At 62.8% G+C, this 16,499-nt stretch carries 17 protein-coding genes; 13 read left to right on the top strand and 4 right to left on the bottom strand.

The features are described from left to right. The first annotated feature begins 2 nt into the window (after window positions 1-2). The 10 genes from HNQ39_RS00690 (at window position 3) to HNQ39_RS00645 (ending at window position 7,988) form a co-directional block, all read left to right on the top strand. A complete protein-coding gene (locus HNQ39_RS00690) occupies window positions 3-800 on the top strand; it encodes a RecB family exonuclease (protein WP_184191912.1) in 798 nt (265 codons plus the stop codon). Beyond that, window positions 790-1,092: a hypothetical protein gene (locus HNQ39_RS00685; protein WP_184191910.1), complete on the top strand. Its 303-nt coding sequence runs from the start codon at window positions 790-792 to the stop codon at window positions 1,090-1,092. Before HNQ39_RS00690 ends, HNQ39_RS00685 begins: the two co-directional genes overlap by 11 nt. Window positions 1,093-1,135: 43 nt before the next feature. Continuing rightward, window positions 1,136-1,429, top strand: a complete 294-nt coding sequence (locus HNQ39_RS00680) for a DUF3144 domain-containing protein (protein WP_184191908.1) — start codon at window positions 1,136-1,138, stop codon at window positions 1,427-1,429. Between the two features lie 49 nt (window positions 1,430-1,478). Further along, window positions 1,479-2,720: an RNA polymerase sigma factor gene (locus tag HNQ39_RS00675; RefSeq protein WP_184191907.1), complete on the top strand. Its 1,242-nt coding sequence runs from the start codon at window positions 1,479-1,481 to the stop codon at window positions 2,718-2,720. 230 nt (window positions 2,721-2,950) lie between these two features. Then, entirely contained in the window at window positions 2,951-3,307 is a 357-nt protein-coding gene (locus HNQ39_RS00670; protein ID WP_184191905.1) for a YciI family protein, read from the top strand. Window positions 3,308-3,334: 27 nt separating this feature from the next. After that, on the top strand, window positions 3,335-3,886 hold the full coding sequence (locus tag HNQ39_RS00665) for a HEAT repeat domain-containing protein (protein ID WP_184191903.1): 552 nt from the start codon (window positions 3,335-3,337) through the stop codon (window positions 3,884-3,886). Window positions 3,887-4,176: 290 nt separating this feature from the next. Next, window positions 4,177-4,503: a DUF6980 family protein gene (locus HNQ39_RS00660; RefSeq protein ID WP_221289726.1), complete on the top strand. Its 327-nt coding sequence runs from the start codon at window positions 4,177-4,179 to the stop codon at window positions 4,501-4,503. A 262-nt stretch (window positions 4,504-4,765) separates the two neighbouring features. Continuing rightward, window positions 4,766-5,578 (top strand): DUF4058 family protein, encoded by an 813-nt coding sequence (locus tag HNQ39_RS00655; RefSeq protein ID WP_184191901.1) that lies wholly within the window; start codon window positions 4,766-4,768, stop codon window positions 5,576-5,578. Further along, window positions 5,562-6,038 (top strand): hypothetical protein, encoded by a 477-nt coding sequence (locus tag HNQ39_RS00650; protein ID WP_184191899.1) that lies wholly within the window; start codon window positions 5,562-5,564, stop codon window positions 6,036-6,038. Before HNQ39_RS00655 ends, HNQ39_RS00650 begins: the two co-directional genes overlap by 17 nt. 150 nt (window positions 6,039-6,188) lie before the next feature. Then, on the top strand, window positions 6,189-7,988 hold the full coding sequence (locus HNQ39_RS00645; RefSeq protein ID WP_184191897.1) for a glycoside hydrolase family 2 protein: 1,800 nt from the start codon (window positions 6,189-6,191) through the stop codon (window positions 7,986-7,988). Window positions 7,989-8,124: 136 nt separating this feature from the next. Here HNQ39_RS00645 and HNQ39_RS00640 read toward each other — a convergent pair whose 3' ends face one another. The 4 genes from HNQ39_RS00640 to HNQ39_RS00625 all read right to left on the bottom strand — a co-directional run bounded on the left by HNQ39_RS00640 (window position 8,125) and on the right by HNQ39_RS00625 (window position 11,849). After that, a complete protein-coding gene (locus HNQ39_RS00640; RefSeq protein ID WP_184191895.1) occupies window positions 8,125-8,949 on the bottom strand; it encodes a phytanoyl-CoA dioxygenase family protein in 825 nt (274 codons plus the stop codon). A gap of 53 nt (window positions 8,950-9,002) precedes the next feature. Beyond that, entirely contained in the window at window positions 9,003-9,806 is an 804-nt protein-coding gene (locus tag HNQ39_RS00635; RefSeq protein WP_184191893.1) for a C1 family peptidase, read from the bottom strand. Between the two features lie 167 nt (window positions 9,807-9,973). After that, entirely contained in the window at window positions 9,974-10,684 is a 711-nt protein-coding gene (locus HNQ39_RS00630; protein ID WP_184191891.1) for a hypothetical protein, read from the bottom strand. A gap of 19 nt (window positions 10,685-10,703) precedes the next feature. Next, on the bottom strand, window positions 10,704-11,849 hold the full coding sequence (locus tag HNQ39_RS00625; RefSeq protein ID WP_184191889.1) for a hypothetical protein: 1,146 nt from the start codon (window positions 11,847-11,849) through the stop codon (window positions 10,704-10,706). Between the two features lie 79 nt (window positions 11,850-11,928). On the opposite strand from HNQ39_RS00625, the gene HNQ39_RS00620 reads away from it, so the two are divergent. The 3 genes from HNQ39_RS00620 to HNQ39_RS00610 are packed head-to-tail and all read left to right on the top strand — an operon-like array spanning window position 11,929 to window position 16,492. After that, window positions 11,929-14,778 (top strand): ATP-binding protein, encoded by a 2,850-nt coding sequence (locus HNQ39_RS00620; protein WP_184191887.1) that lies wholly within the window; start codon window positions 11,929-11,931, stop codon window positions 14,776-14,778. Beyond that, entirely contained in the window at window positions 14,775-15,830 is a 1,056-nt protein-coding gene (locus HNQ39_RS00615; protein ID WP_184191885.1) for a M28 family peptidase, read from the top strand. The genes HNQ39_RS00620 and HNQ39_RS00615 overlap by 4 nt, the downstream gene beginning before the upstream one ends. Next, entirely contained in the window at window positions 15,827-16,492 is a 666-nt protein-coding gene (locus HNQ39_RS00610; protein ID WP_184191884.1) for a DUF4272 domain-containing protein, read from the top strand. The genes HNQ39_RS00615 and HNQ39_RS00610 overlap by 4 nt, the downstream gene beginning before the upstream one ends. The last annotated feature ends 7 nt before the right edge of the window (window positions 16,493-16,499 follow it).

The following is a 16,499-nucleotide window of genomic DNA, read 5'->3' as shown; positions in this document are numbered from 1 at the left end:
CCATGGCGCGTAAGTTCACCGTGAGCCCGACCAAGCTTCGTACGTTTCACCAGTGCCCAACCAAGTACAAGCTGGAGTACATCGAGAGGCTCGGTCGGTTCTATCGCAAGCCACGGGCGGGGTTCTCGTTTGGGGCATCGCTGCACAATGTCCTGGAGCAGTTTCATACCCAAGGCGGCCCCGAAGCGGTGACGGTCGAGGCGCTCACGGAGACTCTGGCGAGCAAGTGGCAGTCCCAGGGCTATAGAGACGCGGAGCAGGAGCAGGCCTACAAGGCCGAGGCGGTCAAGATTCTGGCGGCCTACCATGCCCGCGCGGTCGAGGTGCCGATCGAGGAGGCACCCGTGACTCTGTACTCGGAGAAGACCCTCAACGCGCCGCTCTCGCCGGAGATTGTCCTCTCCGGGCGGGTGGACCGCGTGGACCAGCACCCGGATATGTCGCTGGAGATCGTCGATTATAAAAGTGGCCGGGAAGTGGTCGAGCCGGAGCACGTCGCGGGGGCGCTGGCGATGAGTATCTACCAGGCGCTCCTCAAGCACCACCACCCGGAGCAACGGGTCTTTGCGACAATTATCGCGCTCCGAACCGGCTCGCAGGCCTCCCATGAGCAGACCCCCGAGGAGCGTGAGTGGCTCCTCGCCGACTGTCTGGAGACCGCCGAGACCCTGCGCAACAAAGACTGGGACGGTGTCCTGCCCGTGCTCAACGACCACTGCCCCGACTGCGACTATCTCCCCCACTGCGAGCGCTACTGGAAGCGCCAGCGACGCATGGAAGGATATGTCGATGAGTCGTGATCGATTCTCCACCCCGGTGTGGGTACTAACGGGGCTTTTTCGGAGCGCGCCGGGAACACTTGAGCTGGTCCAAGGACGCTTACGACTTTTGAGTGGAGGCGAGACTGTCTTTGATGTCCCACGGGAGTCTCTCAACCGTGTCTATTTCCCTTGGTACTACTTTGGTGCAGGGGTGAAGCTCACGCTGGAAGCAAAAACCTATCGCCTCTCGTTCGTCGAGCCAGGTGAAAACGGCGATTTGGTGCGTGGATGTGCAGCAGGTAAGAGCTGGAAAAACCGATTGCGACCCTGAGTCAGCTCCCGCCTGTTGGAGCGTGTTGTGCTAAAATACGGGCATGGCAAACCAAGCTGACAAGACATTTTTCGCACGAGCCGATGCCCACATCAAGCTCTCCAACGAGCAGATCTCCAAAGAAGTCAGCCGCGGCAAGGTGAGCGCGTCGATGCTCTACGCTGCCGCCCGCTTCAATGCCTGGGTCAGCGCCACGGGGTACCTGTCGCGCACCGAGATGGCAAAGGGCCGCGAGGAGACCCTCGACTATTTCTGCGAGCAGTACCGCAAGATGCTGGAAGAGAACCTCGACGACTACATCGAGAACTACGAAAAGTACATGGGGACGATCCAGTAAAGTTTCTTCCGCGTTGCCGCCTCGCAGAGCGGAGGCGGAGTGCCCCGCTATGAGCTCTGACCCCTCTCCCTCCCCGATCTCCGAGGTCGTGGACACACTCTACCGCACCGAGTCGCGGCGCGTACTGGCGACCCTTATTCGGCTTTTGGGCGACTTTGATCTGGCCGAAGACGCGCTCCAGGAGGCGTTTGCGGCGGCGCTGGTGCAGTGGCCGCGGGAGGGAGTGCCTAAAAATCCCCGTGCGTGGCTGGTCTCGACCGGGCGCTTCAAGGCGATCGACACGCTCCGGCGGCGTGCTCGCTTCTACGCATCGCTCCAGGGCCTCGCCGAGCAGCATGCCCAGGAGAGCACGCTCGACGATAGCAATATCACCGATGACCGGCTGCGGCTGATCTTCATCTGCTGCCACCCCGCGCTCCCCGCCGATGCCCAGGTCGCCCTCACCCTGCGCGAGGTCTGTGGGCTGACCACCGACGAGCTCGCCCGCGCTTTTCTGACATCGCCGACCACCTTGGCGCAGCGCATCGTGCGGGCTAAGGCGCGGATTCGCGACAAGAAGCTTCCCTACGAGGTGCCCGACCACGCCGCCCTCCCGGAGCGCCTGGAGGCGGTCCTACGCGTGGCCTACCTGGTCTTTAATGAGGGGTATTATGCGTCGTCGGGGGCGGAGGCCACCCGGCAGAGCCTCTCCCAGGAAGCCATCCGCCTGGCCCGACTGCTCGCCGAGCTCCTGCCCGAGCCGGAGGTGAAGGGCCTGCTCGCCCTGATGCTCCTCCAAGAGTCCCGCCGCGCCGCCCGCACAACCCCCGCGGGGGACCTGATCCTCCTCGATGACCAAGACCGCTCGCTCTGGAGCCAGCCGCTCATCGCCGAGGGCACGGCGCTGGTGCAGCATGCGCTCCAGGTCGGCTCCCCCGGCCCCTACACCCTCCAGGCCGCGCTCGCCGCGGTGCACGCCGCCGCCCCCCACGCCAGCGCGACCGACTGGGCTGAGATCGTCCGCCTCTACGACCAGCTTGTTGCTGTCAGTCCCTCGCCGGTTGTCGCGCTCAACCGTGCGGTCGCCGTTGCCATGCACGCTGGCCCCGCCGCCGGTGTGGCGCTGGTCGAGGCGCTCTTTGCCCAAGGCCACCTCACCGACTACGGTCTCGCCCACGCCACCCACGCCGATCTCTGCCGCCGCCTCGGGCGCATCGCCGACGCCCGCACGTCCTACCAGCGCGCCCTTACCCTTGCCACCCAAGAGCCCGAGCGCCGCTTTCTCCAAGAGCGCCTCCTCAAAATTCCGTGACGGTAAACGTCCGGCTATGGGGCGTCGTTCCTCCGCCGTTCGCTTCGCTCAAATATTACCGACGAGGAACGAGGAGGCGGCCGAAGGCCCGGGTACCCTCTGGGTGAGCCCCGAGGTTTACCGTCGAGGGCAATCACCAAAAATAATTTTGCCGCGTCGCGCTTTTGTCGAAGCGCCGCTCGTCGGAGCGACTAAAGGTACGCTTGCTAAAAGCGAGAGAGGAAAATGAAATGACGTTTTTATGCCTTGGTTACCTGAATATGGAGCAGTTCGACGCCGTGCCGGAGGCCGAGAAAAGCGCTGTGCTCAAGGAGTGCTTCGCCCAGTGTGAGGTGCTGCGTGCCACTGGCAAGATCAAGCTGGAGGAGGGGCTGGTGAACACCCGCCTCGCCAAGACCATCCGGCCCCGCAACGGGCGACCGTCGGTGACCGATGGCCCGTTTATCGAGACCAAGGAGCAGCTCGGTGGCTTCTTTATTGTCGAGGCGGACAGTATCGACGAGGCCGTGGAGATCGCCTCCAAGCACCCCGCGGCGCTCCTGGGCGAGCAGTACGGCTTTGGAATCGAGGTGCGCCCGATCCAGTAGCGGCCCAACTGTGTTATAAAAAAGGGGATGAGCCTGCCGCTTGAGACACAAGACTACCGCCAGTGGGTCGAGGACCTGGGGGTGAAGCACCGTGCTAAGGCCGCCCAGCGCTCCCTGATGGCGGCGGGAGCGCTGGCGAGCACGGCGCTGCGGGAGGGCCTGCACCACCCTGATCCCACGGTGCGGGTCGGCTGTTGCGTGATCTTAGACCACCATCTTGATACCGAGGCCATCCCCGACCTGCTCGCCAACCTCTCCCATCCCCACGAAAAAGTCCGCGCATGGGCCATCCACGCGCTGGCCTGCGACCGCTGCAAAGAAGGCACCTGCCGCCCCGGTGAGGGCGAGATCATCCCGGTCGCCGCCCAGATGCTCCTTTCGGACGAGAGCCGCTGGGTGCGCCAGATGGCCGCCGGACTCCTCGGTCCCAGTGTCCTGCGCCACCCCGCCGTCCTCCCCGCCCTCCAGCACGCCCACACCCACGACCCGCACCCCGTGGTGCGCAAGATCGCCAGCTGGTATGTCCCCGGCGGCCCCATCTACAAGCGGCTTGCAGCGATGGCACCTAAACGTGAATAATAGCGACTTGGAGGCACAATGCAAACACATCCCTTTGGTTCCTGCTGTGATGAACTTGCCGAGGTAATGAACGCGGTTCCTAACTCTTTCTTTCGGGTCGAAGAAAATGGAGTTCTCTACCTGACAATCGGCTATGTCGAGACCGAAGAAGGGCCAGGATTTTTTGACCAGGCTGTTCTCTTCTGTCCTTTTTGTGGGAAGGAGCTACAAACCCGGTTAGAAATCGCCCAAAAATCAGATAGGTCAGTGTAGTACTTGGCGAGCTTACAAGTTTGCCGACTGAGGAACCCATGCCCAAGCACCACTGTTGCTCCCTGATGACTGCCCAGGTTACCTTCACCTGTGCCGAACACCCCAACCCCTTTGACTGCCCCGATTGTCTCATTCACTACTCGGAGCGCTTTGATGAGTACGGCCTCATCCTGCATGATGGTGGCACTGCTCGTCTTACGATTGACTTTTGCCCCTGGTGTGGCACGCGTCTGCCCGAATCGCAGCGCGACCGCTGGTTTGAGGAGCTGGCTGCCTTAGGCTTTGACGATCCCGGCGATCAAGCGATCCCAGAACGCTACCAAACGGGGGCTTGGTACCGGGGAGGAACTAGGTTTCAGCGCTAAAAGAGAGAGACATGGGAGTCTGGAACTACTACCTTGTGACGGACACGAAGCCGCTCTCCCCGGAGGGCCTCATACGCTGAGGGCCCTTGGTGTCCCACCTAGCCCCTATCTACCGAGCGAGGAACGAGGGAGGCGGCGCGAAGCGACCGGGTACCCTCTGGGTGAGCCGGATGATTTCCACCCTGGCTTGCGGGGCGTTTACCGTCCACGCTAACCACGTGTTTACCGTGCAGGCTTAGGAGCCTTTGCGATACAATTTCCTATGCCCAGCCCCTTTCCTGGAATGGACCCTTATCTGGAGGATCGTCGTGTCTGGGAGGATTTTCACACGACCTTTCTGGTGACCCTGCGGGCGGCACTGAAGCCGCTTCTTCCCTCGGATTTTGTTGCACGGCTTGAGGAGCGGGTCTACATTGTCGAGTGGGAGCACCGTTTCCGTGCCGATGTCGCCGTGGTGCGTCGTGAGCGCCCCGACTCCAACTCGGGGGGTGGGGTAGCCACTTTGGAGCGCACACATCTCGCAACACCCCCACGCTACTTACGGGTCTATGAGGAGACAGCACGGGAGGTCTTCTTGGAGATTCGCCGGGTACGTGAGCCGGGCGAAGTGGTGACGGTGATTGAGCTTCTGAGCCCTGCTAATAAAGAGTCTGGGAGGGGGCGCGAGGAGTATCTGCGCAAGCAGCACGACTTACTTACCAGCGACGCCCACCTGATCGAGCTTGATTTTCTTCGAAGCGGTGAGTACACCCTTGCTCCCCGTGAAGCGGCCCTACGGCGCGAGTATGGCCACTGGGACTACCTTATCTCCCTACACCGCGCTCCTGCTGTCCCTGGCTTCCATGACTTCGCCGTCTGGCCGCTCACCCTGCGCGACCGCCTTCCCGAGATCCTGGTTCCCCTCACCGACAACCTCCCCGATCTCGCCCTCGACCTGCAAGCTGTCTTCAACCGCACCTACGACGAAGGCCCCACCGAGACGCTCGACTACACCCAGCCCTGCAACCCACCTCTTTCCGAAAGCGACGCGGAGTGGGCACGTGACCAGTTAGAAGCCAATGGTTACTCTGGCTGAGGCGCCCGCAGATTTTGTTGATCACTTACCGCAGATTCCGGAGAGTGAGCTGACGATTCTCTGGCACTGCGATTACTATGATGGCCCTCGTAGCGGGGTGATGCATTATCAGAGCAAGCCCTACTGGTTCACCATTCGCGAGAGAGCCGATATATTTGAGCACTACACTGACGACGAGGGCCAGAAATGGATAGCTTGGCACCAACACTTTCTCTTGGTGGAGCTCACTGCGGCACAGTTCGATGAGCTACAGTGGCGCAACGAACTTTTCCGTCGCTTGGTCGGAACCTACTGGGACTATGATGTCGAAGGCCGAAGAGCGGGCGGTCAGTTTCATCCGAGCTCCTCACAGCAGAAGTTCTACTCCCTCATCAAGTACATGAAGTCTGTTGACCTCTCTCAGAACCAAGTGATCGGCTGGTTCGAGTGGGTTTCTCATGCGGAAGCAGAGCACGAATAGCATCTTTACCGAGCGAGGAACGAGGGAGGCGGCGCGAAGCGCCCCAAAGCGGGACGTTTACCGTCCACGCTAGCCCAGGGTGCGTTTCGCAAAGCCTCACGTGCGATTGGGCCATTCCCAGCGGGGCGCGTTTCGGGTACCCTGTCTGCCATGAGCATTCCAAGACCTGAGTATCCCCGCCCACAGTTTGTGCGGGCGGACTGGCTGAATTTGAATGGGACGTGGCAGTTCGAAGCGGACTACGGCGACTCTGGCATCGAGCGTGGGGTGAAGGACCGGGCGCTGACGGGGACGATCACGGTGCCGTTTTGCCCCGAGTCCAAGCTCTCCGGGCTGGAGCACGTGGACTTCCTCAACGCGGTCTGGTACCGCAAGGAAGTGGCGGTTCCGGCAAGCTGGGCGGACAAAGTGGTGCTGCTGCACTTTGGCGCGGTGGACTACGACACGACTGTTTGGGCCGATGGGGTGGAAGTAGCACGCCACCGGGGGGGCTTTACGCCGTTCTCCGCCAATCTAGGCAAGTGTGCCGGGCAGACCGTGACGATCGTGGTGCGCGCGCGCGACAAGCACGGCATTCCCCAGGCGCGTGGCAAGCAGGCCAACCGTTTTGCACCGTACGCCTGCTTCTACACCCGCACCACGGGAATCTGGCAGACGGTCTGGCTGGAGCCGGTGAGCGATATTGCCATGAAGCGCCCGCGCATCACACCGGACCTGGCCAACTCCCGCTTCGAGCTGGTCGTGCCGCTGACCGCGCACGGGCCGGGACCGAATGCGGAGGGGCTGACCGTCACCGCGACCCTGACCGATGCCGACGGCGTGGTCTCGAGCGCAACCGTGCGCGCCGATCTGGACTTTGCAGCGCGACTCATTCTCGACGTTCCCGAGGACCGAAAACGGGTCTGGAGCACGACCGATCCGCATCTCTACGGCATCAAGCTGACGTTGCTGAGTGGCAAGACAACAATTGACACGGTCGAGAGCTACGCCGGTCTGCGAAGTGTTGCGCTCTCGGGGATGGCGTTTAAGCTCAATGGCGAGGTGATTTTCCAGCGCACCGTGCTCGACCAAGGCTACTGGCCCGAGTCGGTGATGACGGCACCCAGCGACGACGAGCTGCGCCTGGATATCGAGCGCTCGCTCGCCGCGGGCTTTAACGGCGCGCGGCTGCACCAGAAGGTCTTTGAGGAGCGCTTCTTCTACTGGGCCGACAAGCTCGGGTACTTAGTCTGGGGCGAGTTTGGCGACTGGGGCTGTAGCGGCTTTGGGCCCTCCACCAACCACCAGCAGCCCGATGCCAGCTATGTCGCGCAGTGGCTGGAGGCGGTGGAGCGGGACTACTCGCACCCCAGCATTGTCGGCTGGTGCCCCCTCAACGAGACCTACCAGGAGAACTCCGACCAGATTCGCCCGCTCGACGATGTCACCCGCGGGATGTGGCTCGCTACCAAGCTCGCCGATGCCACCCGCCCGGTGCTGGATACGTCGGGGTACGCCCACCGGGTCCGTGAGTCCGATATCTACGACTCCCACGACTACGAGCAGAACCCGGAAAAATTCGCCGCGAACATGGCGGGGCTCGCCGATGGCAAGCCCTACATCAACAACGGCTGGGACGGCAAGCCGACCAACATTCCCTACGGTGGACAGCCCTACTTCTGCTCGGAGTTTGGTGGCATCTGGTGGAACCCAGCGGCCTTCGACAACAAGGAGAGCTGGGGCTACGGCGAGCGGGTCACCTCCCTCGACGAGTTCTACGCCCGCTTCGAGGGCCTCTGCGATGTGCTGCTCAATGATCCCAAGATGTTCGGCTACTGCTACACCCAGCTCACCGATATCTACCCGGAGGAGAACGGGGTCTACACATTCGACCGCCAGCCTAAGTTTGATAACGAAAAGCTCAAGGCCGTGCAGACCAAACGCGCGGCGATTGAGAAGCGCCCCGGTTAGAGCGGGGCGTCAACGAGCCTCGTTCCTCGGCTAGAAAGGCCTTCGGCCATACGAAATTCGGTATGGCCGAAGGCCTTTGCGGCGGAGCTTGCGACGCCCGTTGACGCCTCCCTCCAACGGGGGCGATCTCGCGGGGTCACCCCCGTGACGGTTCGTTCATCTTCTCGCGGGCGGCGCGGGCCAGCTCCGCAAGGTGGCCGTCGTTGGCGCGCACTTGCTCTAGGTGCCGTAGGCGCTCGGGGGTGGCGGTGGCGATCAGGGTCTCGTGGTAGGCGCTCTCCACCCAGAAGCGGGCACCGCCGCTGAGATAGTCGCGTAGCTCTTGGAGCTTGTCGTCGGGGTAGCGCTCGCAGAGGTTCATCGTGAACATCCGCCGCCGGGTGCCGCCGCCAAACGCGGCGTGCTTGGTGTTGTGGTTGAAGACCAGCACATCGCCGGGCTGGGTCTCGAGCGCGACCGCGGGCACTTCGGGGCCGGTGACGCCCCACAAGTCGCGGCTCTGGCGCAGGCTGGCTTGTAGCTCCTCCGTGTAGCCCTCCCCAATTCGGTGGCTTCCGGGCATGACACGCAGGCAGCCGGTGTCTTTCGTGAGTGGGTCGAGGTAGAAGGCAATCTTCACATGACGAAGCTCCCGGTGCCAGCCGTCGGAGTGCCAGCCGGTATCCCCGACATAGTAGTTGCCGTCGCTGCCCATGTAGTTGAAGTCATCGCCACAGAGCGCCTTGGCGATCCCCAGAATCCGGGGATCGTCGAGCAGGGCGCAGAGCCGCTCGTGATGATCCAAAAACTGCGCGATACACGAGCGGGCCGTCCCCTCATGAGGACGACCCGCGTGACCGCCGCCGTTCTCTTGCCAGATCGCCTCGAAGCCGTCGATGATCTCGTCGATACAGTCCGCAAGAAGGCCCGGAAAGCCGATGTAGCCGAAGGTCTCAAAAAAGCGCCGTTGCTGCTCAGTCATGCCCTGGAGTTCGCCACGAGCTCATAGAATTCCTGTGGAGCTGTCACGAATCTCTATACAGTTAGGACGTACGACTCTGGGAAGAATGCTTCCTGGATATAGGCGGGGCTCGCGTAGGCAAAGCCCTGGTCGCCCCAAGCCGTTCCCCAGCTATTGCGCAGGATAAAGCGCCCATCCGCCGTATAGCCGACGACGCACACGGCATGTCCTCCACGTGTGGTGGTTGGCTGGAACGTGTCTAGCTTCCCCGCTCGCTCCGCCGCCGTGTCCCACTCTCTATCCACACTCAACCCCACCAGAATGGGCTTACCACTTGCCAGCGCTTGCCTCCACTGATCTAAGTCTTTTTGTGCATTAAAGTAGCTCGCAGCCCGTCGCTGTGCGGCCTCCGCATAGAAGGTATCCTCGTCTCCGAGGTACATGTTGCTACTGACAGTAAAGGGAAGACGGGGCTCCAGAACGGTTCCGTACTTGCGGCAGATATCTGCAGCCGCTTTGAGGGCGGTTCCTGCCGTCTCAATAAAGCTCTCAGGACGTGTCGTGAACTGGTCGGTCTCCTTGGAAGCCATCCAGATAAAACGTGGGGAGAGTCTCTCTGTTTTCTTTAGCTTGTTGGCATTGGTCAGTAGATAGCGCATCACCCCGTCAGCGGTGGCCCAGCCCACGCACGACCCTGTGCTCCCTTGGTCACCGACCTTCCACCAGGTGGCACGTAGGTCCACCGAGGGAGGGAGGGCTGCCACGGCACCCAGGGCTCCCGCCATTAATCCTGAGTCGATGGACCAGTCGGTCTCAGTGTCCTTAGAGGGGATCAGGTTACAGATACGCTCTGAAGGTTTAACTTCCTGCTTTGCCATTTTCACAAACTCCTCATGGGTAGATAGCCTGCGTGATACCAGCATAGCATTGGCAATTCGTTGACAAGGCGAATTGCCCGTGGCTCTACTCGCTTAGGTAGGCCAGTCCGAGCTTGGGCTTATGGGCACCCCCTCAAGTGGGCTCCTATAGGGGCGAAGATCTGTTTTTAGGGGGTGACGCTGTACAGATTGACCCTGAGGCTCCCCATCGCAAGTGAGGAGGCACCCAGGGTCGGGCCGAACCGGTGCCGCCCGTAGCCCTCCACCGCGAGACGATAGCGTCCGTAGCCGCCTTGAACCGCGACGGTCTGGGTGGTCAGCGTGCTTAGCGACGAGGTCCCGGTGGCATTGATCCCAAACTGGCTCATGCTGGAGAGGGTGGCAAGGGGGGCGATAGTGACGGGGTTGGCTGTGGTGTCGTAGATCGTGACCGTGTTGCGGGCGAGGCTATCGTTCCAGAAGGGAAGGCCGGTCTTTTCGAGTTTTGAGCTGTTCTGAAAGATCCAGGTCGCCACACTCGGGGGAGGGCTGGTTCCGATCCAGCGAAACTCGATATTGATAGTGTACGTAGCCACTTCTCGCGCGTCGCCACGGGTGACATCTGCCAAGCGTACCTCACCCAGGAGGAGCTGCTCGGTGACCGAGGGCACCCCCGAGTGCGTGACGCTCCCACTGAACAGAAAGCCCGGGAGGGTGCTGGAACCCATGGGCACGCTGTAGGTGCGCATATAGTTGGTGAGCGCGTGGGTCGGGGTGGTCGAGGCCAGCGGATCGTACTGCGTCGTTCCAGAGTAGGTCGTGCTCACCTGCCACTGAGCGTGTGCGGGAAGCTGGCTGAGCAGGAGCAGGGCCGCTCCAAGAAGATAGTGTCGTCGCATGGGATGGGTATCCTTCCTCCTAAGCACTGGCCAGATGCCAGCGGTAGCCGATTCGGTAGGTGCCGCCATGCCCACGAATATCCTCGGTACGCAGAGCGGGGCTGTCGGAGCCACCGAACTGGTTGGGGCTATTGAGTGTCAAGCGCACCCCGTAGGCAGGGAAGTAGTCCTCGTCAAAGAACATCCCGATAAACTTCCCAATCGCATCGATGATCGCGCCCACCAAGACTCCCGTCGAGGCTCCGGCAAAAGCACCTACGACAAGTGTCGCAACTGTCTTGAGGGCACTGGTCAGGTTCCTCGCAACCTCGGCATCGTCGCTATCGGACTCCACAAGCATGAAGATCGCATAGAATGTCTTGGGGTAGCCTGGAGTGGAGTTCAGGTTGTAGAAACCGAGCGGAAGCTCGCCGTAGTTACTGAGCTCGCCCCCTTCGAACTCTCCGCAGACCACTCCCTTCATCTTGGCAACATTACCGCTTGCCCCGATGAGTAGCCCTCCTAGGACCATGTCATCGGTGCCCCCCTTGGGGCTAGTCTCCTCTATGCAGTGGAGGCGACGCAGGGTCAGGTCCAGCCGATTGTAGCCCTGCACCGCCGTGTCACAAGCGGCAGGAAGAGGCTCACCACTGGGCTTCTCCGGCCCGAGCGAGCCCCGCTTCAAGACGGAGGCCGGCAGGCGGAGGGTGCTTTGCGTCAGCTCCGTCTTCAGATCCAACCCGCTCAGGCTCCCTAGTCCTTTCTTCAGCCGAGCCGGGGTCTTGAGTGCACTCTCAAACCGAGCAAGTGTCTTTGGAGCGAGCGGCTCAACCAGGGAGTCCGCGAGCTGCTCCAGCGAGCGCGCCTCTTTGGAGAGCGGGTAGGCACCCGGATCTTTACGGCTCAGCAGAACCTTGGTAAGCAGGGCAACGGTCGCCTCGGAGATCTGGATTGCCCCCTGTCGGTCACTAGAAGAGAGAGAGGAGAGATCGAACCGGTCACTCTTGCTCTCCTTGAGCTCCTTAATGTCGGCGGCGGAGCCCTTGGTCTTCGTGGGGCGCACAAGCTCATCGCGACCTAGTGCATTGGCGAGCTGTCCCCGCTGGGCCGCTTTGCCTGGCTGTGCCAGGAAGCCGACTGCAAGAGGCGTGAGGGTCGAGAGAGTCAAAAAGTCTTTGCGTTTCATGAGAGTTCCCTTTCAAGACAGATTCTCGCACCTCCCTGAGGACACCAGCGTGGTCAAAAACAAGGAAAAGGTGTGGTCAATGGGGAATTTTCTCGCCATGGCACGGCTGACCCTGCGATTTTTTGGTCCGCCTGAGGTGCGCCGCTCCGATGGCGAGCGGCTTCCTACGCTTCGTACACGCAAGGGGCTCTGGTTGCTGGCGCTTCTGGTGCTCCGCGCGGGGAAGACCGTGGAGCGGCTCTGGCTAGCGGGGCAGCTCTGGCCGGATGCTCCTGCGGAGACGGGGCTTGCGAACCTACGCCGCTCGCTGACCGACCTCCGGGGGGCGCTTGGCCCCGATGCCACGCGAATCTCCTCGCCCACATCCACGACACTTTGCTTCGATGCCCAGGGGATCGACTGCGATCTCTTAGCCTTCGATGCCGATCCCCTAGGGCAGCTTGCGCTCTACCGTGGCATCCTCCTGGAGGGCTGCGACGAAGAGTGGGTCTTTGTGGAGCGGCGGCAGCGCGAGGCGCGCTACAGCGAGGCCCGGCTTGCCTGTGCACAGAGCGCTCCACCCGCCGAGGCCTACAGCCACCTAAAAGCGCTCCTAGAGACCGAGCCGACCCACGAAGAGGCAGTTCGTCGGCTAATGGAGCTCGGGGGGCAGCTGGGGCGCCAGAGCGAGGCACTGACCATCTTTCGGCGCTTTCGGGAGCAGCTCAGCGCCCAGCGGCTGGTCCCGGACCCACAGACTCAGGCGCTCTATCTCTCCCTACAAGAGAAGCTTCGCCAGCCAAAAGCGCCCCCGATTCGCCCCAAGTGGACCGAGACAGTGCGCCCGGCTCTGCCGCAGTCGCTCACCCCGTTTGTCGGGCGGCGCCGGGAGCAAGCGGAGCTGATGGCGCTCCTGCTCTACGAGCCCCTGGTGACCCTGCTGGGGATGGGGGGGCTGGGCAAGACCCGCCTGGCGCTGCGTGTGGCGGAGGAGCTGAGCGGGGAGTTTCCCGAGGGGGTTGTCTTTGTGGAGCTGGCACCTCTCGCGGCGAGCGACACCCTGGTGACCGCGGTCGCACGGAGCCTGGGGCGGCGCTGTGAGAGCCTGGAGGAGCTGGTGTCGGCACTGGCGGGGCAGAGGCTCTTGCTCGTGCTGGACAACGCCGAGCATGTCCTGCCTGCCTGTCGTGTCCTGATTCAAGCGCTCCGTCAGAGAGCCCCCCAGCTCCGGTTCTTGGTGACCAGCCGTGAGCCTCTGGAGCTCCTGGGGGAGGTGCACTGGCGCCTAGAGCCGCTCCCCGACGACGATGCGCGTCGGCTTTTTTCCCAGTGCGCGATCCGCGCGCGTCCGACAAGTGCCCTGGAGGCCGGGAGCGTGACCAGCCTCTGTCAGCAGCTGGAAGGGATCCCCCTGGCTCTAGAGCTGGCCGCTGGGCGCCTGGGAGTGCTGACACTCAGCCAGCTTCTGGAGCGACTGACCGAGCGCTTTCGCCTGCTCCAGGGAGGGACAGCCCACCCCGAGCGGCACCGGACGCTCCGCACCGTGTTGGAGTCGTCGTGGGAGCAGCTATCCCCCGACGATCAGCAGGCACTGGCATGGCTCTCTCTCTTTCGCGGGGGCTGGTCGCTGGAGGGGGCAGTGCACGTTGTCTTTCCCGATGAGGATGAGTTCACGGCGCTGGATCGGCTCACACGCCTGGTCGCTCGCTCGTTTGTGCTGTCGGAGGGGGGACGGTTTCGGATGCTGGAGACCGTGCGCCTCTTTGCGGAGCAGCACCTGGCTCCGGCAGATCGGCTGTGTGCCCAGACACGGCTCCTCACCTGGTTTCATGAGCTCGCCCTCCGTGACAGCGAGGACTCCCAGCAGCAGCTCTGGCTGGAGCGCATGGAGGCGGAGCGGGCCAACCTACGGGTCGCACTGGACGCTGCCGGGGAGACTCCCGAGCTCCACGCGCTAGGCTTGCAAGTTGCGATCCGCACCTGCTCTCTCTACCGCCTCCGCGGCGGGATTACCCAAGCACGGCAGGACCTGGCACGGTTTCTGGCAGCCCTTCCCGCAACTGACCCGGAGTACACACGCGGACACTGGCACCTGGGGAAGCTCGCCCACCTTCAGGGAGACTTTGCGGCGGCTTGGGAGTACTTCGGCCAAGCAAGGAAGCCACTGCGCGACTGGGGGCAGGTCTATGTTCTGGAGGCACGTGGGGTTCTGGCGCGGGATCAGGGGGAGCTGGAGCTCGCGGAGACCGAGCTGCTGGCCGCGCAGAGCCTCTGCGACTCCCTCGGCGGGAGCCCGCTTTGGTGCCACAGCGCACGGGCCACCCTTGCCTGGCTCCGAGGCGACTACCCGCAGGCCCGCGCTCTCCTGGAGCCCAGCATCGCACAGCTACGTGCAGAGAACAATCGCATCTCGCTCGCCTCCAGCCTGCTTTGGTGGGCAAAGATCCAGCGCGATAGCGGGGAGGAGAGCGACGAAGAGGCCACGCTCACCGAGGCTTTGGCGCTCTCCCAAGAGCTGGGCTACACACTCGGCGAGGTGGGAGCACGCTACGGGCAGGCAGAGCGGCTCTTGCGTCTAGGTCACTTTGTCCAGGCCGAGCAGCTTGCCTCCGAAGCCAGCAAGCGCCTCGTGGGCGAGCCAAGCGCAGGGGCTCTTCCCCGGCTCTTGCTGGTTCAAGCCGCCGCGTGTCGTGAGCTGCGGGAGCTCTCCCGCGCCGAGGCACTCCTGGACGAGGCACAGAGGGCACTGCAGCACTGGGATGCCCCTGAGAGCAGGCTGCTCGTCCAGATAGAGGCAGCGCTACTCCGCCAGGCGCAGGGAGAGCCTGCCCAGGCCCGGCTCCTCTGGGACAGCGCGGAGGCTCTGCGCCAGCGCCACGGCTTTGTCCTCCCCCCGTTTCTGCGTCTCCCAAAGGAATCTGGCTACCCGCCGCCGAACCCTGAGCCATGAACCCACTCCTTGCCCTGCTTGTCCTTGCAGCCCTCCCGCCAAAGCCCACGACACAAAGCTGGAAGCCGGACCTGAGCGCCGACCACCGCGCGGCGCTGGAGCGCATCTCACCGGACTCGCTCAAGGGCAACCTCTCGTTTCTGGCGTCGGATGCGCTCGAAGGTCGCGCGACACCGTCGCCGGGGCTGACCATCGCCGCTGAGTTTATCGCGGCGCAGTTTCGCAAGGCAGGGCTAGAGCCCGGTGTCGGCAGCAGCTACTTTCAGACCACGACCCTCAAGGCGCGCGGCTCCGACGAAGAAAAACCAGTCTCTAATGTGATCGGGGTGCTACGCGGCTCGGACCCAAAGCTCAAAGACAGCTATATTATTGTCACGGCGCACTACGACCATATCGGGATGAACCCCAACGTGCCCGGCGACGACAAGATCTTCAACGGGGCCAACGACGATGGCAGTGGGACGGTGGGGGTGATCGAGCTGGCGCAGGCGCTGAGTACGCTGAAGGTGCGGCCCAAGCGCAGCATTGTCTTCATGACGTTCTTCGGCGAGGAGCGCGGCCTGCTGGGCTCGCGCTACTACGGCAAGAACCCGATCTTTCCGCTCAACCAGACTATCGCGCATATCAACTTGGAGCAGATCGGCCGCACCGACGACCGCGAGGGTCCACGGGTCAGTGGCGCGTCGATGACCGGCTTCGACTTCTCCGATCTCGGCCCGATCTTCGCGACGGCGGGCAAGGCGGTCGGGGTGGAGATCAGTAAGCACCCGAAAAACAGCGATGCCTTCTTTGGCCGCTCCGACAACCAAGCCCTCGCCGATCTCGGGGTTCCCGCCCACACGCTCTGTGTCGCCTATGTCTATCCCGACTACCACGGGGTCGGCGATCACTGGGAGAAAGTGGACTATCCCAACACGGCAAAAGTGCTCAAGGGAATCGCGCTGGGCCTCCTCACCCTCGCCGACAGCAAAGACGAGCCCCGCTGGAACGCGCAGAACGAAAAAGCCGCTCGGTATTTGAAAGCCTGGCAGGAGCGCCAGGCACCCAAGTGAGCGAGGAGCGCGACGCCAGCGAGGGGCTCGCACGAAAAGCCCGCTCCGAGGCGCGCCTGGGAGAGACCAGCGTGCTTCTCAACGAGGCACTTCCCTGGATCGGGCGCAACGGGATACGCTCCCCTGAGGAGATCGCCGTCCGTGCCAGTGCGCTGATCCTGGTTGCGGTTCGGGCGGAGATCTGTCTCAGTGGACAGCACCAGGACACTCTTGCCCAGGATGTTCTCACGAAACGTAATCTCTGGGACTCGGTGACGCCACGCGAGCGAGCCTTTCTCGAAAAAGATGAGCCCACGGAGCATGAGGCGCTGCAGTTTGTCTGGCGCTATGAGGGGGTCTTGGTTCTGCTCTGGGCGCTGGGGCTGGCCGAGGAGCTGCCCTATCCCACGGATATCTGCAATGTCCCCTGGCTCGCCGCCTTCTTTCGTGACCATACGGTCGAGATGATTCTTGCTGAGGCGAGGCCGCGCTCCGAGGACGAGCTTCTCGATGCCTGTGACTATATCTTCCGCCTACACTGGGCGGTGCGCAATGCTCAGTTCGGTGGCACGGCGCATCCCGAGGGAGTGGACGGTGGCGTGGTCTACGAGCGCCACTACGCGCTCAACTGGCTCACCCGATTTTTCGATGCGGAGTGGGACGACACAGACACCCCGACCTAGAACGGCA

This window comes from Armatimonas rosea (assembly GCF_014202505.1).
GTDB classification, from domain to species: Bacteria; Armatimonadota; Armatimonadia; order Armatimonadales; family Armatimonadaceae; genus Armatimonas; species Armatimonas rosea.
The sequence above is the reverse complement of the archived record's forward strand: the minus strand, read 5'-3'. Positions and strand labels throughout refer to the sequence as shown.